This is a genomic window from Candidatus Villigracilis saccharophilus, from assembly GCF_016711665.1.
In genome coordinates this window covers 84,523-104,448 of sequence record NZ_JADJSO010000022.1, presented here as the reverse complement: position 1 = coordinate 104,448, position 19,926 = coordinate 84,523, and the positions used below count along the sequence as shown (strand labels likewise).

Below are 19,926 nucleotides of genomic sequence, written 5' to 3'. Positions count from 1 at the left end.
GCAATCTTTGATCCAGATGGTGGCTCAGAGCGCGAATAATTTAACTACAGCCGCAGGGCAGCTGGCTTCAGCTTCGGGACAGTCCGGAGAAGCCACCCGTCAGATCGCCATCACCATTCAGCAGGTGGCGCTCGGCATCGCCCAGCAAACCGCAAGCGTGACCAGAACTTCGGGTTCTGTCGAACAAATGGGACGCGCAATTGATGGCGTTGCCAGAGGCGCACAGGAACAAGCCAAAGCCATCACCGTCGCATCCCAGGTGGCTACTCGGATCAATAATGCCATTGAACAAGTCACAAATAATGTGCAGTCAGTCACTCGTGATTCAGCCCAGTCTGCCAGCCACTCTCGTGACGGCGCGAAGACCGTCAAGGAAACCATTGTAGGAATGGAAGCCATCCGCACCAAGGTCGGACTTTCAGCCGCCAAGGTTGAAGAAATGGGAGCACGTTCCGAAGAGATCGGCGCGATCGTCGCGACCATCGAGGATATCGCTTCGCAGACAAACCTGTTGGCGCTCAACGCGGCCATCGAGGCTGCGCGCGCCGGTGAGCAGGGTAAGGGATTTGCGGTGGTGGCAGGCGAAGTCCGCAAGCTGGCGGAACGCTCCAGCCTCGCGACGCAGGAGATCGCCGCTCTGATCAAAGGCATCCAGAAAACGGTCAGCGAGGCAGTCAGCGCCATGCAAAATTCGGCGCTCGAAGTTGAATCCGGGGTGACACGCGCCAATTCCGCCGGCAGGGTGCTTGAAAGCATCCTCAGCGCGGCTGAATCAGTGTATAAACAAGCGGAAGATGCGGGGAATGCCGCGGCAAAAGTAAGCGCGGCCGCCGGAGAACTGGTCGAAGCCGTTGATTCAGTCTCAGCTGTGATCGAGCAGAACACTGCCGCCACCGAACAAATGGCCGCCAATTCATCAGAGCTGACCCAATCCATCGAAAACATCGCCAGCGTCAGCGAAGAGAACAGCGCCGCTGTCGAGGAAGTCTCCGCCTCCACCGAGGAAGTCTCCGCCCAAGTCGAGGAAGTTTCTGGTTCAGCGACATCCCTCATGGAAATGGCGAAAGGCTTGCAGAAAGTAGTGGCAAAATTCAAACTGCCCGTGGAATTTGACAGGCAAAATAATATCTAAAAAATTATGCGCCACAGAGTTATTGGAGCAGCCATGCAATTGCGGGTTCGCGATCTCTGAAGATCCGAACCTGGAATCCCCTATTAATGCCAATGGTTTCCCAAAAATTTATCTTTTCGATCCATGAGGCAAAGGATGGAAGTAGAACAGCTTCCTTTAACACCTCTAAATTAGCCGCAATCGAAATTTCCCTTGCCAGGAAATAAAGATCGAAGATCGTATGACCGCCTGTGAGCGTTGTACAATCCGCGAGAAAACGCGTCCTGTTATGAGCATGGCCAAGATCAAGAGTTTCATGAGCCGCGCCAAACAGGTCAGTTTTGGTCATAATGCCCGAGTAGGATGTCTCAATGATCGGAAGGTCTGTGTGAACAATGATTTGCCATGGCATATAAGCACCTTTTTTGAACCCGCATCGAATTATGAATACTATTGTGGAACCAATCCCCACCAATATCGTGAAATATACAACCAACTCAAACTTTTGGCAATAAAAAATCCCTCCGGCCAAACGGCAGAAGGGATTTACTGATCCTGAACTTTTTTACTTTGTATCCGCTCCTTCCCTCTTTAAAGCCCCCATCACATGAAATTTCACAGTATTGTCAATTCCGTTCATCAGTATCTTAAAATATTCCCCGACCCTCTCTTGCACACTGAAAGCTACAATGCCCTTCTCCATACAACTTGCGATGCACCACACTCAACGCGCGGACCTGCTCCGCAGCATGATACGAAGACCGCACCAGCGGGTTCGACTCGACCCACTTGAAGCCGATCTCCATGCCAAAGGCTTTCAGCTCGGCGAATTCTTCCATCGTGTAATAGCGTTCCATTGCCAGATGCTTTTTACTTGGTTGTAAATACTGGCCGATGGTCAGAATGTCCACACCCCAACTGCGCTGGTCACGCATCACCTGTTTAACTTCATCCATTGTTTCACCCAAGCCAAGCATGATGCCAGATTTGGTCAACACTTCGGGGTCAAGTTTTTTGGCGTTGGATAATGTCGCCGCGGCCCAATCGTAATTATCCTGCGGCTGGACTGTTTTGAACAAACGCGGAACGGTTTCCACATTGTGATTCAAAATTTCAGGGCGCGCATCCATGACGATCTTCAAGGCTTCCACTGAACCTTTGAAATCGGGGATCAAGACTTCAATCGAACAGCCCGGCAGCACTTCACGAATCCTGCGGATGACCATTGCGAAGATCGGCGCACCGCCATCACGGCGTTCATCGCGGTTGACCGATGTGATGACCGCGTGCTTCAACTCCATCGATTTCACGGCTTGCGCCACACGTTCGGCTTCGCCCCAGTCCATCAGGCCGGGCTTGCCGTGTTTGATATCGCAGAAGGCGCAGGTACGCGTGCAAACATCACCAAGCATCAGGAAGGTCGCTGTTCCGCTGCCCCAGCACTCGCCGAGGTTCGGGCACATCGCTTCTTCGCACACGGTATGCAGCTCTTTCGAGCGCATCAACACTTGTAATTTTTCAAAGGTCTCGCCCGATGGCGCGCGCACCTTGATCCAATCCGGGCGGCGCAATGGGCGTGACTCTGTTTGGGCGGAGACTCTGTCTCTCGTAGGGGTAGCAGGCATAAGGTCCTTTTTGATCCGTAGGGGCGCAACAGTGATGCGCCCCTACGACATATTTTTTTCTTAACAATTAATCTTAATCCGCGTACTTCGACAACTTCAACTGAATCACCCTTACTGATGGATTCCGATTCAGCGGATTTTTCCGCGCTCCATAATTCGCTTCCCAATTGGACTTGCCCCGCCTCGCCTACAGACGTTCGGGCTGTTCCTGTTTTCCCATGCATTGACTCAACTCCGGTCTGGATCGGATTATGCTGTACACGCAGTGCCAGCAGGAGAATGCCGAAAAACAACAAGCCGAGAAAGATACCCATACCGATCACAAGCGGAACAGACACGCGCTGGAACTGAGGCGTGCCCGGTGAATTGAACAACACCAAAGCGCCAACAATAAAGGAAGCCACGCCCGCCGTGGTAAGCGCACCATGTGTCGGCGCTTTGATATCAAGGATGAACAGCACAAAAGCGATAAGCAGGAAAATGATACCGAACCAATTAACGGTCAGTACGCCCATGCCATAAACAGCCAGCGTCAGGCAGACCGCGCCGATGAAGCCAGCGAACCATCCGCCGGGGCTGGAGATCTCGATCAAAATTCCCTGCACACCGATGGCAAGCAAAAGGAAGGCGATGTTCGGGTCGGTGAGCATGAGCAGTAACTGCTCGATGAAGCTGATGTTCAGGTCTTCTGTGCGAACATCCTCTGTGTTGAGCGTACGTTCGCCGCTGTCCATTTGGACAGTAAAACCGTTAAGCGCCTGGAGCAGGTCTTCTGTATCGTCGGAAATAAAATCGATCAGTTTTACTTCAAGCGCTTCCTTGGCTGTGACCGCTTTCGCATCTTCGATCATGGCTTGAGCAAGCTCAACTGCCTGCGCGCCGCGCGCCTCCGTCAGGGTGCGGACCCGGGCTTTCATGATCTCTTTGATCTTCGTTTCCAATGTGGATTGGATATCGGAGCCGGAACTGTCGATCGGGCTGGCCGCGCCGATGGCGGTTTTGGGAGCCATGGCAGAAGCGTGTCCCGCCATGGTGATCAACGCGCCCGCGCTGCCCGCGATGGCGTCATTCGGTGAAACATAGATCACAACCGGCACAGTGCTGGCGCGGACCGCTGTGATGATCTCCAGCATGGTATCCACGCTGCCGCCCGGGGTGTTCAACTGAATGACGAGCACTTCCGCATTGCGCTGTTCAGCGGTCTCAATGCCGCGCTGAAAATATTCCAGCATGGGCGGCATGATCGGTCCGTCGGCGGTCATGATGATCGCCAGAGGTTGATCACTTTGCGCGCTAACCGATGAAAAGGAAATCAGTATCGTTAGAACAAGCAATATCTTGCGCATCTGTTTCATAATGGAAGATTATAACCCCAAAGAAAAAGCCGCCTTTCGGCGGCCTTCATTTCATGGAAATATTGTCATATAAAGCGTTCGCAAGCTTAGCGCGATGATGATGATGCCGACCGTGATCATCAAGGTCTTGACAGGCAGTCTTTGCGAAAGTTTCGCAGCGATCGGCGCCGCGATCGCCCCGCCGATCAGCAATCCCAGAATGATCTTCCAGTATTCACCAAAACTCAACGCAAAGATAAATAAAATGGATTCAGAGAATGTGACGAAGAATTCTGTGAAATTCACCGAGCCAATGGTCATGCGCGGATTCTTGCCATGAGCAACCAGTGTGGAAGTGACCACCGGTCCCCACCCGCCGCCGCCGATCGCGTCGCAAAATCCGCCAAACAAACCGAGCAGGCTGACGCGCGGTCCATGATATGCATCCATTTTGTGACGCGGCTTCAAGGTCAGCGCTTTGTAAATGATGACTCCGCCCATGACCAGCAGATACAGCGCAATATACGGCTTGATGATGTTCCCATCTATGGCTGTCAGGATGTACGCTCCAGCCACACCGCCGATGATGCCGGGCACAAGCAGGCGGCGCACCAGTTTCCAGTCCACATTGCCGAGCTTCCAATGCGAAAAGCCGGAGATGCCGGTTGTGACCACTTCAGCCATGTGTACACTGGCTGAAGCCGCGGCGGGTGGAATTCCCAAACTCAATAAGAAGGTGTTTGAACTGACGCCATACGCCATCCCCAATGCGCCATCTATCATTTGAGCGATAAAACCTACCAGAACAAATACCAGAATACCAAGGTCCATGAAAATGCGTCCTTCTCAAAATTAGAGGTTCAACTTTCGTGATGCGAGTCTCAGCGATCAAGAGGAACACATTTGTGTTCAACAGGGGGAGATTATAACCGCAAAGCAAAGGCGGCCTCTCCCGGCCGCCTAATTTTAAATCTGTCCTTCGAGATATGCTTTTGTACGCTCATGCTGCGGGTGATTGAACACTTCCTTTGCAGGACCTGCCTCTATAACCTCACCGAGATACATATAGATGACATAGTCCGCGAGGCGTTTTGCCTGCCGAAGTGTGTGCGTGACAATAACCGTTGTATATTGCTGTTTCAGGTCAAGCAAACGGCTTTCAATATTCTGCGAAGAGATCGGGTCCAGCGCGGAGGTCGGCTCGTCGCCAAGGATGATCTCCGGCTCGACAGCCAAGCCGCGGGCGAGGCAGAGGCGCTGCTGCTGCCCAATCGACAGGCTCGTGGCGGGATCGTGCAAACGCTTCTGGACTTCCTCCCATAACCCGGCGATCTCAAGATAATGACGCACCGCGGCTTTATACTCCCTGCGGTCTTTCTTCATCCGATGGATGTTCATTCCATAGACGACATTATCATAAATTGACATTGGCAGCGGCGAAGGTCGCTGGGCGAGCAATCCCACCACCTTGCGGACTTCGGTCACATCCACATCGCGGTCGTAGATATTCTGTCCATCCACCAATACTTCACCTGTCAGGCGTGTGCCGTCATTCAATTCAAGAAAACGATTAAAGGTTTTCAATAGGGTGGTCTTGCCGCAGCCGGAAGGTCCCATGATGACCGTGATCTGGTTCTTGGGAATCTCGATATTGATATTTTTTAAGGCCTGCTGTTTACCGTAATAAACGTTGAGGTCTTTTACTTGAATATGAGCATCCATAGATAGTTTATCCTTGTGTAGGGGTGAAGCAATGCTTCGTCCCTATTTGATCGTGTATTTGTTCAACCTTGCCGACAGCCAGCGTGAGCCGAGACTGACCGCAAGGACAATGATCGTGAGAATTAACGCGGCGGCGTATCCGCGCTGCTGTACCTCGGGATAAGGCGAACCGAGTTGAAAGAAAACGGCCAAAGGCAATGATGCCGTTGGGCGCATCAAAGATGTGGGAATGCGGTCTGTGTAGCCGGCGGTAAATAAGACCGAAGCCGCGTCGCCAATTCCGCGGCCAAAGCCTAACAAAATGGCTGTTGTAATTCCGGGCAGCATCTGACGCGTGACCACGCGCATTGCCACTTCGAATTTGGTCGAGCCAAGCGCGAGCGCGGCATGCTCCAGATCAACAGGCATGCGGCGGATGATTTCGTCCATGGCGCGGGTCATGATCGGAAGTTCGATCAATGCAAGGATGATGATGCCGGCCAATAGGGAAGCGCGGATGCCGAGCGCGATCATCAACGTGAATCCGAATGCGCCATACACAATGGATGGGATACCCCAGAGCACATCCAGAGACAGGCGCACATAATGTCCCCATTTTGAATCTCCTAGATAGGTTTTGAGATACAGAGCGATTGGCACACTGAAGATCATTGCCAAAAGGGTACCGCCTGATGCCAGATACAACGAGCCGAGGATGGCATTCAGGATCCCGCCGCCCTTGCCCATGTAGTACCCGCCTTCGGGGATCTTCGTGACCATGTCCCATGAAAGGGACGGCAAACCGCGCACTACAACGATCCAAAGGATCAAGCCGAGCGCGGCGGTCACAATGAACAGGGAAACCTGCATGATGATCTTCATGAAGGCTTCCACCAGATGGCGTCTTTCCCATTTCTTTTTCATTAAGCCCATTTTCGACTCCTCATTCTCTGGATCACAAGAATGGAAAGGATGTTGAAGATCAGAATAACCACCAATAAAACCAGCGCGGCGCTCAATAACGCCGCATCATACAGCGGAATGGACATCATCTCGCCGTAATTATTCGCGATGAGTGCCGGCAATGGATACGCTGAATCAAAAATTGAAGTCGGCACTTGCGGGATGTTGCCCACCACCATCAACACGGCGATGGTCTCACCAAGCGCGCGTGACGCTCCGAGCACGATGGCGGCGAGAATGCCCGGTGCGACTTGCGGCAGGACGATATTGCGAATGGTCTGCCATTGGGTCGCACCGACCGCCAGGGATGCATGCCGCAAGTCATTGGGGACGGTGGAAAAAATCTCGTACATGACCGAAATGATCAGCGGGGCGATCATGACCGCGATCACGATGCCGGCCGCGAGGATGCCAAATCCTGTCGGCTGGTTGACACTGAAGATCGAAACAGAGCCCAGCCAACGGTCAGAAAGAGGCGCGAGTACTTTATCCACAAAAGGAACAATGGCCACCAATCCCCAGACGCCATAGACCACAGGCGGGATCGCAGCAAGCAGATCCAATACTGGTTTGGCGATGGAACGCAGCCGGGCATGGGCATACTCTGCCAGATAGATCGAGGTTAATAAACAGGCTGGAACGGCAAGAACCACGCCGACGGTGGTGACCCAGAAGGTGCCGAGGATAAAAGGCCAGAAACCGAATTGCCCGTCGCTTGGCCGCCAGATATCCCCAAAGAGCAAGTCGCTTAATGGGTAGGCTTGCAGGATCGGCCACGAACGAAATAGCAGCGCAATTGTGACGATTAAAATAAGCAGGACAGGCAGTAATGTAAATGTAAAAAAACTGCGCCGCGCAAAATTATCCTGACGGGCACGGGCAACTACGGAAGGCCGGCTGAGCCGGCCTTCCGCTTTGTTTATGGGTTGGGGTGGATTGTCTATCAGGCTCATTTGAGTTTATCAAGCGACTCAGCTTGTTGTTCAGGGGTGAGCGGCACGAACCCGGCTGATTCGAGGTATTGCTGTCCATCGGTGAGGATCCATTTGATGAAAGCCAGGGATAATCCTTCGGGCTTGCCCAACGTGGCGAGGTTCTCAAAACGTGAGGGCGGCGATGGATACGTGCCGTTCGCAACTGCGCTGAAGGCATCCTCCTTGACCTTGTAAATTTCAACGGCATCGGCTTTCCCGTTGTTGTCAACATCAATGGGCGGAATGATGACGCCGGGCACAATGTTGCCATTCGACAGGTCGAAGATGCTGTTCAAATTGCCATATCCGATCGCCAGCGGATCCTTGATGACCGTATCCAAGATCGAAGGTTCGCCGTTCACGCCAATACCCTTTGAGGTCTTCCTGGGCTTTGCCGCCGGCGAATTTTGCCCATTGCTCAGCCGCGCCGGAAGAATCAGAGCGGGTGAAGACATGGATCTCATCCGTGATGGACGGGTCGCCGACCACTTCACCCCAGGTCTTGATCTCTTCGGTGATGTAGATCTTATTGAAGATCTCCTGTGTGATGCCTTTTTCGAGAAGCTGTGCCGCAACAGGGTTTTCCGAGCTGACGATCGGGAAGACCGCGTCCTTGGTGACGGATACCCAGAAGATGCCCTGCGCAGTCTCTTCATCCTTGATGGAGCGTGAGATCATGCCAATATCCACGGCACCTGCGATGGTATCGGTCATGCCCTTGCCCGCGCCGCCGCCCTGCACATCGAATTCAACATCAGGATGAAGTTTTGAAAATTCATCGGCCCAGACGGTCATCATCGGATAAAGCGCGAACGCGCCGGAAACAGAAATGACTCCGCTCAGTTGTTCTTCAGCAGGGGATTGGGCCGCGTCAGACGCAGGGACAGCTGCCGCTTCAGGAGCGGAGCTTCCGCACGCTGATAACGCCACAGCCAAAATCAGGAATACAGACAGCAATGTTAAAGTTTTTTTTCGCATATTTCATCTCCAATTTGTTTTATATACTATAAAGTCTATAGAGCTAGTATACTTTTGAAGTAAATAAAAATGCGTTCCCCATTACGCACTTCTATCTACTTATTTGATGCCGAGTTTTTTGCGGACGGCGCTTTGCCGTTTGGTTACATCCGCAAGGCTGGTGTTATCGAGAATACCGGCGATGGCATTACGCACATCACCCATCACCAGCCGCAGGCCGCAGGTCTGCTCATCGGGACAGCCGCATGGCTCATAAGACATCTGGCTGACACACTTGATCGGAGCAACCGGACCGTCCAGGACGCGAAAAATCTGTCCGAGCGTGATCTCACTGGAGGACCTGGCCAGGTAATACCCGCCGCCGACGCCCATTTTGCTGTGGAGCAAGCCCGCGTTCTTGAGCGCAAGCAGGATCTGCTCAAGGAACTTGGCTGAGATCTGCTCGCGTTGAGCGATCTCCTTGATCTGCACCACAGGCATGGCATTCTGCTCGACAGGTTCCGCCAGAACGATCATCGCCCGTAAACCGTATTCACCGCGTTTGGAAAGTCTCACTCAATCTCCTAGTAATACAATAGACTTTATTGGACATAATCATAATTCAGCGACTGAATTATGTCAAGAAGAATTAGCCGCCTGTGTTAGCCCAAAGCTGAAACCCATCCAGCAAAAAAATTTCTCACTTGAATCGCCACTTCCCTGCGGTATAATCCGCACGCTATGGCAAGACGAAAAGCGCCTGAAGAACTCTCCGTTGAAGAATTGCGCCGCCTCCTGGTGGAGAAACGGCGCGGCGCGCGCAAAGAACGTTTAGAACATTTTCGTCGAACCGGGCGTGTTGTGACAGTTGCGCCGGACATGTCTGATTTTGACTCACAGACACAGTCATCCGCGCCGGTAGTCGATACTGCAGATGCAGGCGGATCAGCGCTTGAACCAGCTCCCACCAACCCGCGCCGCAAATGGATGGATCGCATCCTGCTTGGTGTGGAAGTGCTGGCCGTCATTGGCTTGGTCGCAGTGCTATTGAATGGACTTTGTCTGCTTCGTACTCTTAACACAGAAGTCGCCGCTGCGCTTAACCCCGTAACCGCCACCCCCACTCCGTTGATCATGGCTGTAGTTTTGCCTTCGGGTCATGTGCCTCCAGACGAGCAGGGAAATACGCGCCCTAATGAGGCGGAAATCCCTGAACACCTGCGGCCGATGGTGCAGTCGCTCGCGAACATTCCCATCCCCACTGCGGCTCCAGATCAGGGAATCCGAATTCAGATTCCCGCCATCAACATTGATGCCCCTATCGTTCAGGGAGATGGATGGGAGCAGCTCAAAAAGGCGTCGGTCAATACGCAGGTTCCGCCGACCCTGGCACAGATGGAAATGTGGTACTCTCAGCGCATAATGACGTCTATGGTGAGATATTCCGCTACCTGGATAAACTCGCTCCCGGCGACCAGGTTATTATCTCTACCCGCCAACGCCAGTATGTGTATATCGTAGATCGAACAATATTGGTGGAACCAACCGCTGTGGAAGTGATGGCATCCACAGGCTCACCGACCGTGACTTTGATCTCATGTTATCCATATCTTGTTGATACACAGCGCATTGTTGTCTTTGCGCGATTACAAAACTAGGAGAAATAAAATGGCTAAGAAAAACAAAAGACCTGCAGCAGCCCGAATGGCGACACCCGCCGCGCCCGTGGAATTCAATCCCGATTATTCCAATGTCAAGAAAGACCTTTCCCGCATTGGCATTCTCGCAGGAACTTTCTTTATCGGCCTCATCGTTCTATCTTTCTTTGTAAAGTAGAAATTTTAGGGTGTACGCAAAAGAAGGAATATTCTGCGTACGCCCTAAAATGTTTCCATAATACTCGCAACGAAATAAAGCGTGTCGTCTATCTGGTTCGAATTGCGTGTTGACACCTATCTAGAGTTCAATAAAACCAGACAGAACGCGGTCAAACAGTTGTTCAAGGGCGGAGTCCAAGAATGCCATGTGGGAAAACATGGGAATATTGTGCCATATGTTTGAAAATCAGTCAGGGTGTGCGCATCATATTTCAGGAGCATAAAATGGCATCTGCTCAAAGCACTGTGGATTTTCTTGTCGGCCAAATGTTGGGGGCAGGAGAAATTTCCCATAAAAAAATGTTCGGCGAATACGGGATATACTGCAACGGAAAAATGGTCGCCTCAGTCTGTGATAACAAACTTTTTATCAAGCCGACTGCCCGCGGAAGAGCGTATATTGGGGAGGTCGTGGAAGAGTCACCCTACCCTGGTGCGAAGCCGCATTTTTTGATCTCCAACGAAAAATCAAAAAATGGGCATTGGCTGGGTGAGTTGATCAGGATCACAGCCGAAGAACTTCCCGTGTCAGTAAAAAAGAAAAAAGCCGGCACATCCTAAAACAACCACCCGCATGGGTGCTATAATGATAAACATACTTTCGTGAAGTTTCCCCATTAATATGGAATTAAATTCCAGAAGGATAAACCGATGCCAGCAGTGAATTATCAATACGAAAAACGCAAAAAAGAATTGGAAAAGAAAAAAAAGAAAGCTGAAAAAGATCGCCAGAAAGAGATCAAAAAGAACAGTAACAAACCCAGAGAGACTCCGCCCCCACCTGTGGCTCCTGAAAAATAGACTTGCAACATGAAGAGCTAACGAACAACCTCCCTCACAAACATCTGCAAGGGAGGTTGTTTTATTAAACGTATAATTCAATGGGAGCATCCCCATGAACAAAAAAATGATCATGATTGATTGGACCCATTCTGGCACAGGTGCAACAAAAATAGAACGAGCAATCGTTTGGACTTTTGGAATGTTTGGCGCAGTTATACTTGCTCAGGATGTACTGGAGGGTGTGACTGCCAACTCCCTGAATAACTGCAAACATTTTTATCATTCACCACTCAGCCTGAAGAAACAGGAGTGAATTGAATATGAATCGTGAAACTTCCCTTCTCGCAACGATGCCGTCAGCCTTGTGTTTGCCTTCGGCGGATTTATTGCGGTGCGCTGCGCTCCTGCGATTATTGGTTATCTGTTGGCCGGGATCATCGTTGGGCCTTTTACGCCGGGCTTTGTTGCTGATTCCAAATTGGCGCTTGAACTGGCTGAGATCGGTGTCATCCTATTAATGTTCGGGGTTGGGACTCATTTTTCAGTCAGGGATCTGATGGCTGTACGTGCTATTGCTTTGCCGGGGGCGCTCTTGCAGATCGTAGCAGCCACGATCTTTGGAATAGGCATATCCAGGCTGTGGGGTTGGACATTGGGAAGCGGATTAGTCTTTGGTCTGGCATTGGTTGCAAGCACGGTCGTTTTGTTAAGAGCCATCGAAGCACAGGGGAGGCTTGATCTGCAGGATGGTCGAATCGCGATTGGATGGCTTATCGTTGAAGATATTGTCATGGTGCTGGTGTTGGTGCTTTGCCGGTTTTCTCTTTTCGCTGGGGGTATTCCTTTAGAGACCATGGCGGCTCAAAATATCTGGGTCACCATTGGCGTAACATTGGGCAGGATCATTTTATTTGTAGCCATCATGCTTGTTGCAGGACGCCGTTATTTTCCCTGGTTGTTACAACGCGTGGAGAAACTAGGTTCTCAGGAACTATTTACGCTCGCTGTTGTCACACTCGCGCTCGGTGTGGCCTTTGGTTCAGCTTACTTTTTTGGTGTTTCTTTCGCGTTGGGCGCATTCTTCGCGGGAGTGGTCATTAATGAATCAGATCTCAGTCATCGGGCAACGCATGATCTGCAGCCCCTACAAAACGCATTTACCGCTTTGTTCTTTGTTTCAGTTGGCATGTTATTTGATCCTGCTATTTTGATCCGCGAGCCTTTGCAGGTATTGACTGTGCTGGCAATCATTGTGATCGGGAAATCGCTCGCGGCATTTTGGATCGTGCGCCTGTTGAAGTATCCTCTGGCTACCGCCTGGACCGTTTCGGTTGCCCTGGCGCAAATTGGGGAATTTTCCTTTATCCTGGCCGGGCTTGGCTGCAGCTGGTTTACTTTCTCAAGACGGGCAGAGCCTGATCGTTGCCGGCGCCTGCTTTCGATCACAATCAATCCACTGCTTTTTTATTTGGCATCCAAACGGAATCTAGTGACGACCAGATCATTATAAATAATCTGATTTGAAAGATCATATTTGATAGGAGTGATCTATGAAACGTTTGATCCTCATCTTTTCGATGCTCGCTTTATTTATCTTTCCTTCAGCAGTTCAAGCGGATGTGGCTCCGCCAATCAATCCACCGGGTTCAAATCTGCAGCCGGGCACAGAGTCCACCCAGGTGAGGATGGTGGCGGAAACTGTTCTGGTCGATGTGCAGAAGGATCTTGATCTTCGCAGTTTGGGCAATGCCATCGTCACCGCAGACTTCACCATGCGCAACCTCGGCAATGATCCCGAGAGCATGGCTGTCCGATTCCCGATTGCCGCACAGAATGGGCGTTTCGAGTATCCCGAGATCGCCGATTTGAAGATCTCTGTCGACAGGAAAAGATCGAGTATCGCCGCACCAGCTTTCCTGATGAAGGAGACCCGAGCCAAATGATCCCCTGGGCTGAGTTCGATATTACCTTCCCGCCCGGGCAGGACGTTTCCATTCAAGTCAAATACGAGTTGAATGGTTCGGGATATGCCCCTTACACCGCCTTTACTATATCCTCGAATCGGGTGCGGGCTGGAAGGACACCATCGGCAGCGCGGATATTATTTTGCGACTGCCTTATGAAGCCAGTCCGCAAAATGTGGTGATTGGGCTGCAGATCGGATGGGCGGAAACCACGTCCGGAGGAGTTTTTCAGGGTAACGAGGTGCGCTGGCATTTTGATAACTTTGAGCCTGGTCCACATGAAGCCATTCATAACATGGAGTTCGCGCTCGTAGCCCCATCAGTTTGGAACAACCTGCTGATCACACGCGCAAATGTTACCAAGTCTCCCAATGACAGCGAAACCTGGGGACAACTTGGAAAGGCTTACAAGTCCATATTCTTGATGCATAAATATTATCGGGAAGATGACGCAGGAAAGGAACTTTACAAATTGGCTATTGAAGCCTACGAAAAGTGTCTCGCGCTCAACCCCAAGGATGCGCAATGGCATGCCGGTTTTGCCGACCTGCTTGCCAATCATGCTTTCTGGAATTCTTTTTTGACCAACCCAACTATGGATGTTTACCGTGCATTCAATGAAATACATACGGCACTCGAGCTGGCGCCGAAGGATGCCAAGGTTCTGGAGATCGCAGAATCAATTTATTTAATGTTCCCAGAGGGAATGATAAAACTGAAAACGGATACAATTTCCCGTGGCTGACTCAAACTCCCACTCCGCTTCCTGTCACCCTGACAATTGCACCTGCTGAAAGTACAGTTGCCGCCTCGGCTGTAGATGCAACGGCAACTCTTGTTCCGCGTGTTACGAATACGCCCCTGCCCATCTCGAGCCCTAGTAAAAACGAAACCACACCTTCGCCAAAAGCAACCCCACCCTGCGGGGCAGCAGCACTGGCTCCGCTAACAGCGATTGGCGTATGGTTGGTCAATAAACGCAGGCTGCAGCATTAAACCAGAGTCTGCTTACGCTCTAATAGATATTTCAAAACTCATTCACGATAAGAAATAAGGCTTAACCACAAAGATCCAATATTTTAAGAGAATAGACATGGCTAGACCGAACAAAGGCGATAGCCATGTCTACTAATTCCTATAAATAATTATCCGTACTTGTTACTGAATCCCAGCCCAATTCCCGGAAATCGGCATGTCGCCAGGATTCCCCAGTGCGAAGACCAGGTCAGCAAAGCCAATCGTATTACTGTTCCTCAGCATAAACACCCCATTGCGATAGACCCCGATCGTATCAACCCCATCATTATTCCAATCACCAGTCACAGGTTGGTCGCCCTTCAACCCGTAATTGAGCGCAACATCCGCAAAGCCGCTGACGTTCGCGTTTTTCAGGAAAATCACCCCATTATTCGGACGAAATACTCCGGTGGTATCCAAACCATCGCCATTCCAATCGCCGACAATGCCCACATCACCCGGGTTACCAAGGAGAAAGGTCGTATCAGCATCTCCTGTGGAATTGCTGTTGCGCAACAAAAACTGACCGTTGTGATAGACCCCAATCGTATCAACACCGTCTCCATCCCAATCCCCGGCAATCGGTTGATCGCCTGCCTGGCCGAAAGAAAACACAATATCTGCGAAACCCAATGTATTTGAATTACGCAGGTAGAAAGTACCGTTTCGATAGACGCCGATCGTATCTGTTCCATTACCATCCCAATCGCCCACTACAGGATAATCTCCTCCCAATCCATAATTTATGACGACATTCGCGAATCCGTCAGTATTACTATTTTTCAAGTACAAGGCTCCATTGGCTGGCCGAAAGACTCCAGTCGCATAATTTGTGATGATTGGAGATGCAGGCAGTGCTTCGCTAAGCAGCAAATTGTTATTAATGTCCTTTTTTACGCCTGCTTTCTCGAGCCACATATAACCAGGATCCGTATCATAACTCCAACGGCCACTATGAACATACCATCCCGAGAGAGGCGTGCCATTAATCGCAACAAGCGCTCCATTGTGCTTAAGAGTGAAATGAACGTGAGGAACAGATGATGCACCGCCAGAGCATGTGGCTTCTGCAGGTGTATTTGCGACCACACCTATTTTGTCATTTTGTTTAATTGAACCTGAAAAGCTTTGTATGTTTTCAAGATGATAATAAGTTGTCTCCCACCCATCTGCATGTAAAATTTTAAAATAACACGCAGAAACTTGGATCGGAATTCCTGCAGCGCTTGCAACTATCCAGGTATTGCTTGTATCAGATCCCCAGGAAAGACCTCCAGGATAGAAATCCAAAGAAGAAGCATCCCGGAACGTGCAATTTGTATTAGTGATACATCCGCTGTTATCATGAACGCCCCCAAATCTCCATGATGTTCCCTGCAGATAGGGGAGTTGTAATAAGTTATCCGGTGCGACTGGCATTCCCGATTCCGCAGACAGGCTTACAAGGTTGTTTTCATCAAGCGGACTATTATTTCCAAATAATCTTGCATAAGTCTGGTAAAAGCCATTGGCTTGGCTGTTATCCAGTATCAATGATATGTTTTTTTCATTCATTGCGGCAAGTCCCGCGATGATCGCATAGGTCCCCGCATTGGTGCCTGATGCTACACTGACAGTATACCCATCCGAAGTAACAAAAGATTCCAGAGACCGCTGTGAAACAGACAGCGGAGAGTAGGAATAAAGATGCAAATAATAAGCCTCTGTCATTTTATTTGACAGGTATTCAACCTGAGAAATAAAATGACCGGCATCCAAACCAAAAGCATCTTCCAATTTTTCAGCATTGGGATTGGAAATTAATTGGGAATGAATTTCCAACAAGGTCAGATAAATTTTTGGGTTTATACTGAAATATTCCGAGCGGCCATATAGATCATCAGCATATACCAACAGGTGAGGAGCATTGGTGCTAAGGTAAGATTTCAAACTAAAATCCCCCACATTAGGTCCGTACACAAACTCGCCATCTGACAAAATTATGCTTGCAGCTAAACCGGAATTATCCTTCGCTTGAACCCCCTCAGGAACCGCAAATGCGCAGAACAAAATGCAAATTAATAATGAGCTGGTGAAAACTACATTTTTGAATTGACTGATTTGATTCCTGGATGTCATGAAAATATTCCTTCATATGAGCATCCAGATCTTTTGCATTTTTGAAATGTAAGCAATCTCGACTGCTCGTTTTCGGCAGCTTGGCGATCATGGCTGTGCGAACTCAGCTTTAGACCCATAGCTTTGCGTTCCTGCTTTTCAACAGGTTTGCGATTTATCGATACGATAGACTCTTAAAGTTCAAATAAAAACGGATCTGACTTTTGCCAGATCCGCGAATGGAAACACAAAACATGTGGTTTTCAGCGGTCTGGCGATCCTGGTTGTATGTCAACAACTTTAGACCCATGACTTTGCGTCCCTGTTTTTCAACAGGTTTGCGATTTCATTAACATTTATCTGTTTTTAGTTTAGCACATCCTTCAGGTTTTTCACTTTTCAAATCAGAAAAGTCACCCCATATTATTGTAAGGTAACTGCAGGCATAATCATGTTTGTGGAATACGTCTTGTAGAGGCCTCGATACACGCAGTCTCAGCCAAAAAAACTTTGAACTCACAATTAAAAAGAACATGGCTATGCTCCCCGACAGCATAGCCATGTTTCTCGTTTTTACAAAATTCGATCAGTATATTTTATGGGATCCCATCCCAGTTGCCTGAGATCGGCATATCACCGGGGATGCCCAAAGCGAATACTATATCTGCGAACCCTATCGTATTGGAATTCCGCAGGTAGAAGGAACCGTTTCGATATACCCCAATGGTATCAATTCCATCATCGTTCCAATCGCCGATCACAGGTTGGTCATTAGCCAAGCCATAATTTAGCGCAACGTCTGCGAATCCGCTTACATTTGTATTCTTCAGGAAGATCACACCATTGCTTGGGCGGAAGACCCCGGTGGTATCCAGACCGTCACCATCCCAATCCCCTGCAATGCCAACATCGCCCGGGTTTCCAAGATAGAAGCTCGTATCCGCTGGCCCCGCAGAATTGCTGTTGCGCAGCAGGAATTGGCCGTTGCGATAGACACCGATTGTATCAGTGCCATCCCCATCCCAGTCCCCAGAAACCGGCTGATCACCTGGAAGACCAAAGGCGAACTCCAGGTCAGCAAAACCAATGGTGTTGGAATTGCGCAGGTAGAAAGAGCCGTTGCGATAAATTCCAATCGTATCTGTTCCGTTACCGTCCCAATCTCCTGTTATAGGATAATCTCCTCCCAATCCATAGTTAATGGCGATATCTGCAAAGCCCGTTGTGTTGGCATTCTTCAGATACAAAAGCCCATTACTCGGCCGAAAGACTCCGGTTGTATCTCCACCAGAACCCAAGCCGCCGGAACCATTATTGATCACAAAGTCTCCAGCTGCCGCGTTGATCAGGCTATTGTAGTTGGCACTATCACCCGCCACGAAGTCTGCTGTGATGGCATATGTGCCGATAGCTGTTGGCACGGTTGCAGATCCATTATATTTAATATTGCCAACCGTACCCGCAACTGAGCCAGTCACAATCGCCGCTTGTGGAGTGGCATTAAAGACGACCGGCGAATTCGTTACAGATAATGTCGGCGTGGCTTTGTTGATTGAAAAAGAACCAGCAACGGCATTCGTCAGGCTGTTATAAGCGGTCGGATCGTTTGGCACGAAATTCGCTGTGACCGTATAGGTGCCGGCATTGGTCGGCACGGTTGCGACGCCATTATATTTAATATTGCTAACCGTACCCGCAACTGAGCCAGTCACAGTCGCCGCCTGTGGAGTCCCGTTGAAGATAACCGGCGAATTTGTTACAGACAAGGTCGGCGTAACTTTGATCAGCGTGTAATTGACACTAGCTGAATGAGCATGGGCAGGCATGGTGATCGTGTTTATGTTGGCAGTACTGGTGTCATTATTGGTGCCAGTCCAACTGCTGATCTGCCAACCGGAGGTTGGTACTGCCCCGCTCAAGCTAATGGATGCAGCGGTAAGATATTGACCTGCGGCACAACCGGTTGAGTTAGCGGGAGTTGCGACAGGATCTGTACCTTGCCCGGTATGGCTGAGAGCCAGCGCATAACATGTGGGAGGCAGAGCGGTCCACTTGGCATACAGTGTGATGTCTGCGCTGAAGGAGTAGCTCGCGCCATTAGCGTAGTTCGTGCCTGTGCCATTCGCGAGAGTGTTCCAGCCCGCGAAGGTGTAGCCTGTGCGTGTGAAGGTATTGAGCGTCAGGGCGGTCGGGACATTCGCAACCTGCGGAGCCATCGTGCCAGTCCCACCGTTGGCGTTGAAGGTCACCGTGTGCGTCGGCAGAGTTGTCCACTTGGCATACAGCGTGATGTTCGCAGCCGGCATGGTTGTGAAGGTGTATGCCGTGGTGAGACCTGCATCGCTGTACCAGCCGCCGAAGGTGTTGCCAGCCTTGGTCGGAGCTGTCGGAGCGCTGACCGCCGAGCCGAAGGGCTGGGTGATCGCAGTGACCGCCGAGCCGCCATTGCTGTTGAACGTGATGGTGTAGCTGTTGGCTGTCCACTTGGCATACAGCGTGATGTTCGCAGCCGGCATGGTTGTGAAGGTGTAGGCCGTGGTGAGACCCGCGTCGCTGTACCAGCCGCCGAAGGTGTTGCCAGTCTTGGTCGGGGCTGTCGGAGCGCTGACCGCCGAGCCGAAGGGCTGGGTGATCGCACCAACCGCCGAGCCGCCATTGCTGTTGAACGTGATGGTGTAGCTGTTCACTGTCCACTTGGCATACAGTGTGATGTCTGCGCTGAAGGAGTAGATCGCGCCGTCAGCGTAGTTCGTGCCCGTGCCATTGGCGAGGGTGTTCCAGCCCGCGAAGGTGTAGCCTGTGCGGGTGAAGGTATTGAGCGTCAGGGCTGTCGGGACATTCGCGACCTGCGGAGCCATCGTGCCAGTCCCGCCGTTGGCGTTAAAGGTGACGGTGTGATCGGCAGGTGTCCACTTGGCATAGAGGGTGATGTCTGCGCGAAGGAGTAGATCGCGCCGTCAGTGTAGTTGTGCCTGTGCCATTGGCGAGGTGTTCCAGCCCGCGAAGGTGTAGCCTGTGCGGTGAAGGTATTGAGCGTCAGGGCGGTCGGGACATTCGCGACCTGCGGAGCCATCGTGCCAGTCCCCGTTGCGTTGAAGGTCACGGTGTGTGGCAGAGCGTCCACTTGGCACGGTGTGTGCGGCCAAGGTGTGCCGTGGACCGCTGTACCAGCCCGAAGGTGTTGCCAGCTGGTGGGCTGTCGGAGCGCTGACCGCCGAGCCAAGGGCTGGGTGATCGCACAACCGCCGAGCCGCCATGCTGTTGAACGTGATGGTGTGCTGTTCACCGTCCACTTGGCATAGAGGGTAATGTCCGAAGCCGGCATGGTTGTGAAGGTGTATGCCGTGGTGAGACCTGCGTCGCTGTACCAGCCGCCGAAGGTGTTGCCAGTCTTGGTCGGGGCTGTCGGAGCGCTGACCGCCGAGCCGAAGGGCTGGGTGATCGCACCAACCGCCGAGCCGCCATTGCTGTTGAACGTGATGGTGTAGCTGTTCACTGTCCACTTGGCATACAGCGTGATGTC

Annotated in this window: 23 protein-coding genes and 2 riboswitches; of the genes, 9 read left to right on the top strand and 14 right to left on the bottom strand. The window is 51.0% G+C overall.

Annotated elements, in window-relative coordinates; translation table 11 throughout:
• Positions 1 to 1,132, top strand: a 1,132-nt coding sequence (locus IPL17_RS09445) for a methyl-accepting chemotaxis protein (RefSeq protein ID WP_345306838.1), incomplete at its 5' end; no start/stop codon positions are given.
• 19 nt (positions 1,133 to 1,151) lie between these two features.
• Here the strand turns inward: IPL17_RS09445 and IPL17_RS09440 are convergent.
• The 10 genes from IPL17_RS09440 to IPL17_RS09395 all read right to left on the bottom strand — a co-directional run bounded on the left by IPL17_RS09440 (position 1,152) and on the right by IPL17_RS09395 (position 9,241).
• The gene (locus IPL17_RS09440; RefSeq protein WP_345306837.1) at positions 1,152 to 1,523 is read right to left on the bottom strand and encodes a hypothetical protein; all 372 of its coding nucleotides are present in this window, start codon (positions 1,521 to 1,523) and stop codon (positions 1,152 to 1,154) included.
• 235 nt (positions 1,524 to 1,758) lie between these two features.
• Positions 1,759 to 2,658, bottom strand: a complete 900-nt coding sequence (gene lipA / locus IPL17_RS09435) for a lipoyl synthase (protein ID WP_345306836.1) — start codon at positions 2,656 to 2,658, stop codon at positions 1,759 to 1,761.
• Positions 2,613 to 4,091 carry a nodulation protein NfeD gene (locus IPL17_RS09430; RefSeq protein WP_345306835.1) on the bottom strand — a complete coding sequence of 493 codons (1,479 nt, stop codon included), beginning with the start codon at positions 4,089 to 4,091 and terminating at the stop codon, positions 2,613 to 2,615. The genes lipA and IPL17_RS09430 overlap by 46 nt, the downstream gene beginning before the upstream one ends.
• A 51-nt stretch (positions 4,092 to 4,142) precedes the next feature.
• Positions 4,143 to 4,901, bottom strand: a complete 759-nt coding sequence (locus IPL17_RS09425) for a sulfite exporter TauE/SafE family protein (RefSeq protein ID WP_345306834.1) — start codon at positions 4,899 to 4,901, stop codon at positions 4,143 to 4,145.
• Positions 4,902 to 5,036: 135 nt separating this feature from the next.
• The gene (locus tag IPL17_RS09420; RefSeq protein WP_345306833.1) at positions 5,037 to 5,792 is read right to left on the bottom strand and encodes a phosphate ABC transporter ATP-binding protein; all 756 of its coding nucleotides are present in this window, start codon (positions 5,790 to 5,792) and stop codon (positions 5,037 to 5,039) included.
• A gap of 42 nt (positions 5,793 to 5,834) precedes the next feature.
• The gene (pstA, locus tag IPL17_RS09415; RefSeq protein WP_345306832.1) at positions 5,835 to 6,695 is read right to left on the bottom strand and encodes a phosphate ABC transporter permease PstA; all 861 of its coding nucleotides are present in this window, start codon (positions 6,693 to 6,695) and stop codon (positions 5,835 to 5,837) included.
• Complete coding sequence (gene pstC, locus IPL17_RS09410) at positions 6,695 to 7,687, bottom strand: phosphate ABC transporter permease subunit PstC (RefSeq protein WP_345306831.1); 993 nt, start codon at positions 7,685 to 7,687, stop codon at positions 6,695 to 6,697. Before pstC ends, pstA begins: the two co-directional genes overlap by 1 nt.
• Complete coding sequence (locus IPL17_RS09405) at positions 7,684 to 8,004, bottom strand: hypothetical protein (RefSeq protein ID WP_345306830.1); 321 nt, start codon at positions 8,002 to 8,004, stop codon at positions 7,684 to 7,686. Before IPL17_RS09405 ends, pstC begins: the two co-directional genes overlap by 4 nt.
• Positions 7,940 to 8,686 (bottom strand): substrate-binding domain-containing protein, encoded by a 747-nt coding sequence (locus IPL17_RS09400; RefSeq protein ID WP_345306829.1) that lies wholly within the window; start codon positions 8,684 to 8,686, stop codon positions 7,940 to 7,942. The genes IPL17_RS09405 and IPL17_RS09400 overlap by 65 nt, the downstream gene beginning before the upstream one ends.
• Positions 8,687 to 8,785: 99 nt before the next feature.
• Positions 8,786 to 9,241: an Rrf2 family transcriptional regulator gene (locus IPL17_RS09395; protein WP_345306828.1), complete on the bottom strand. Its 456-nt coding sequence runs from the start codon at positions 9,239 to 9,241 to the stop codon at positions 8,786 to 8,788.
• Between the two features lie 761 nt (positions 9,242 to 10,002).
• On the opposite strand from IPL17_RS09395, the gene IPL17_RS09390 reads away from it, so the two are divergent.
• From IPL17_RS09390 to IPL17_RS09355, 8 genes are all read left to right on the top strand, one after another.
• A complete protein-coding gene (locus IPL17_RS09390) occupies positions 10,003 to 10,323 on the top strand; it encodes a class E sortase (protein WP_345306827.1) in 321 nt (106 codons plus the stop codon).
• Positions 10,324 to 10,333: 10 nt separating this feature from the next.
• A complete protein-coding gene (locus IPL17_RS09385; RefSeq protein ID WP_345306826.1) occupies positions 10,334 to 10,501 on the top strand; it encodes a hypothetical protein in 168 nt (55 codons plus the stop codon).
• A 266-nt stretch (positions 10,502 to 10,767) separates the two neighbouring features.
• On the top strand, positions 10,768 to 11,103 hold the full coding sequence (locus IPL17_RS09380; protein ID WP_345306825.1) for a TfoX/Sxy family protein: 336 nt from the start codon (positions 10,768 to 10,770) through the stop codon (positions 11,101 to 11,103).
• A 90-nt stretch (positions 11,104 to 11,193) separates the two neighbouring features.
• A complete protein-coding gene (locus IPL17_RS09375) occupies positions 11,194 to 11,343 on the top strand; it encodes a hypothetical protein (protein ID WP_345306824.1) in 150 nt (49 codons plus the stop codon).
• 94 nt (positions 11,344 to 11,437) lie between these two features.
• Positions 11,438 to 11,638, top strand: coding sequence for a hypothetical protein (locus IPL17_RS09370; protein ID WP_345306823.1), 201 nt, complete (start codon positions 11,438 to 11,440; stop codon positions 11,636 to 11,638).
• Between the two features lie 51 nt (positions 11,639 to 11,689).
• A complete protein-coding gene (locus IPL17_RS09365) occupies positions 11,690 to 12,835 on the top strand; it encodes a cation:proton antiporter (RefSeq protein WP_345306822.1) in 1,146 nt (381 codons plus the stop codon).
• Positions 12,836 to 12,875: 40 nt separating this feature from the next.
• Positions 12,876 to 13,268, top strand: a complete 393-nt coding sequence (locus tag IPL17_RS09360; protein ID WP_345306821.1) for a hypothetical protein — start codon at positions 12,876 to 12,878, stop codon at positions 13,266 to 13,268.
• A 163-nt stretch (positions 13,269 to 13,431) separates the two neighbouring features.
• Positions 13,432 to 14,034, top strand: coding sequence for a hypothetical protein (locus IPL17_RS09355; protein WP_345306820.1), 603 nt, complete (start codon positions 13,432 to 13,434; stop codon positions 14,032 to 14,034).
• Position 14,035: 1 nt separating this feature from the next.
• Here IPL17_RS09355 and IPL17_RS09350 read toward each other — a convergent pair whose 3' ends face one another.
• From IPL17_RS09350 to IPL17_RS09335, 4 genes are all read right to left on the bottom strand, one after another.
• Positions 14,036 to 14,263: a hypothetical protein gene (locus tag IPL17_RS09350; protein WP_345306819.1), complete on the bottom strand. Its 228-nt coding sequence runs from the start codon at positions 14,261 to 14,263 to the stop codon at positions 14,036 to 14,038.
• Positions 14,264 to 14,447: 184 nt separating this feature from the next.
• Positions 14,448 to 16,235: a M23 family metallopeptidase gene (locus tag IPL17_RS09345; protein WP_345306818.1), complete on the bottom strand. Its 1,788-nt coding sequence runs from the start codon at positions 16,233 to 16,235 to the stop codon at positions 14,448 to 14,450.
• 260 nt (positions 16,236 to 16,495) lie between these two features.
• A riboswitch (cyclic di-GMP riboswitch) is annotated at positions 16,496 to 16,586 on the bottom strand.
• Positions 16,587 to 16,665: 79 nt separating this feature from the next.
• A riboswitch (cyclic di-GMP riboswitch) is annotated at positions 16,666 to 16,756 on the bottom strand.
• Positions 16,757 to 16,999: 243 nt separating this feature from the next.
• Complete coding sequence (locus IPL17_RS09340) at positions 17,000 to 19,261, bottom strand: InlB B-repeat-containing protein (protein ID WP_345306817.1); 2,262 nt, start codon at positions 19,259 to 19,261, stop codon at positions 17,000 to 17,002.
• Positions 19,225 to 19,899, bottom strand: a complete 675-nt coding sequence (locus IPL17_RS09335) for an InlB B-repeat-containing protein (RefSeq protein ID WP_345306816.1) — start codon at positions 19,897 to 19,899, stop codon at positions 19,225 to 19,227. The genes IPL17_RS09340 and IPL17_RS09335 overlap by 37 nt, the downstream gene beginning before the upstream one ends.
• Positions 19,900 to 19,926 lie beyond the last annotated feature (27 nt).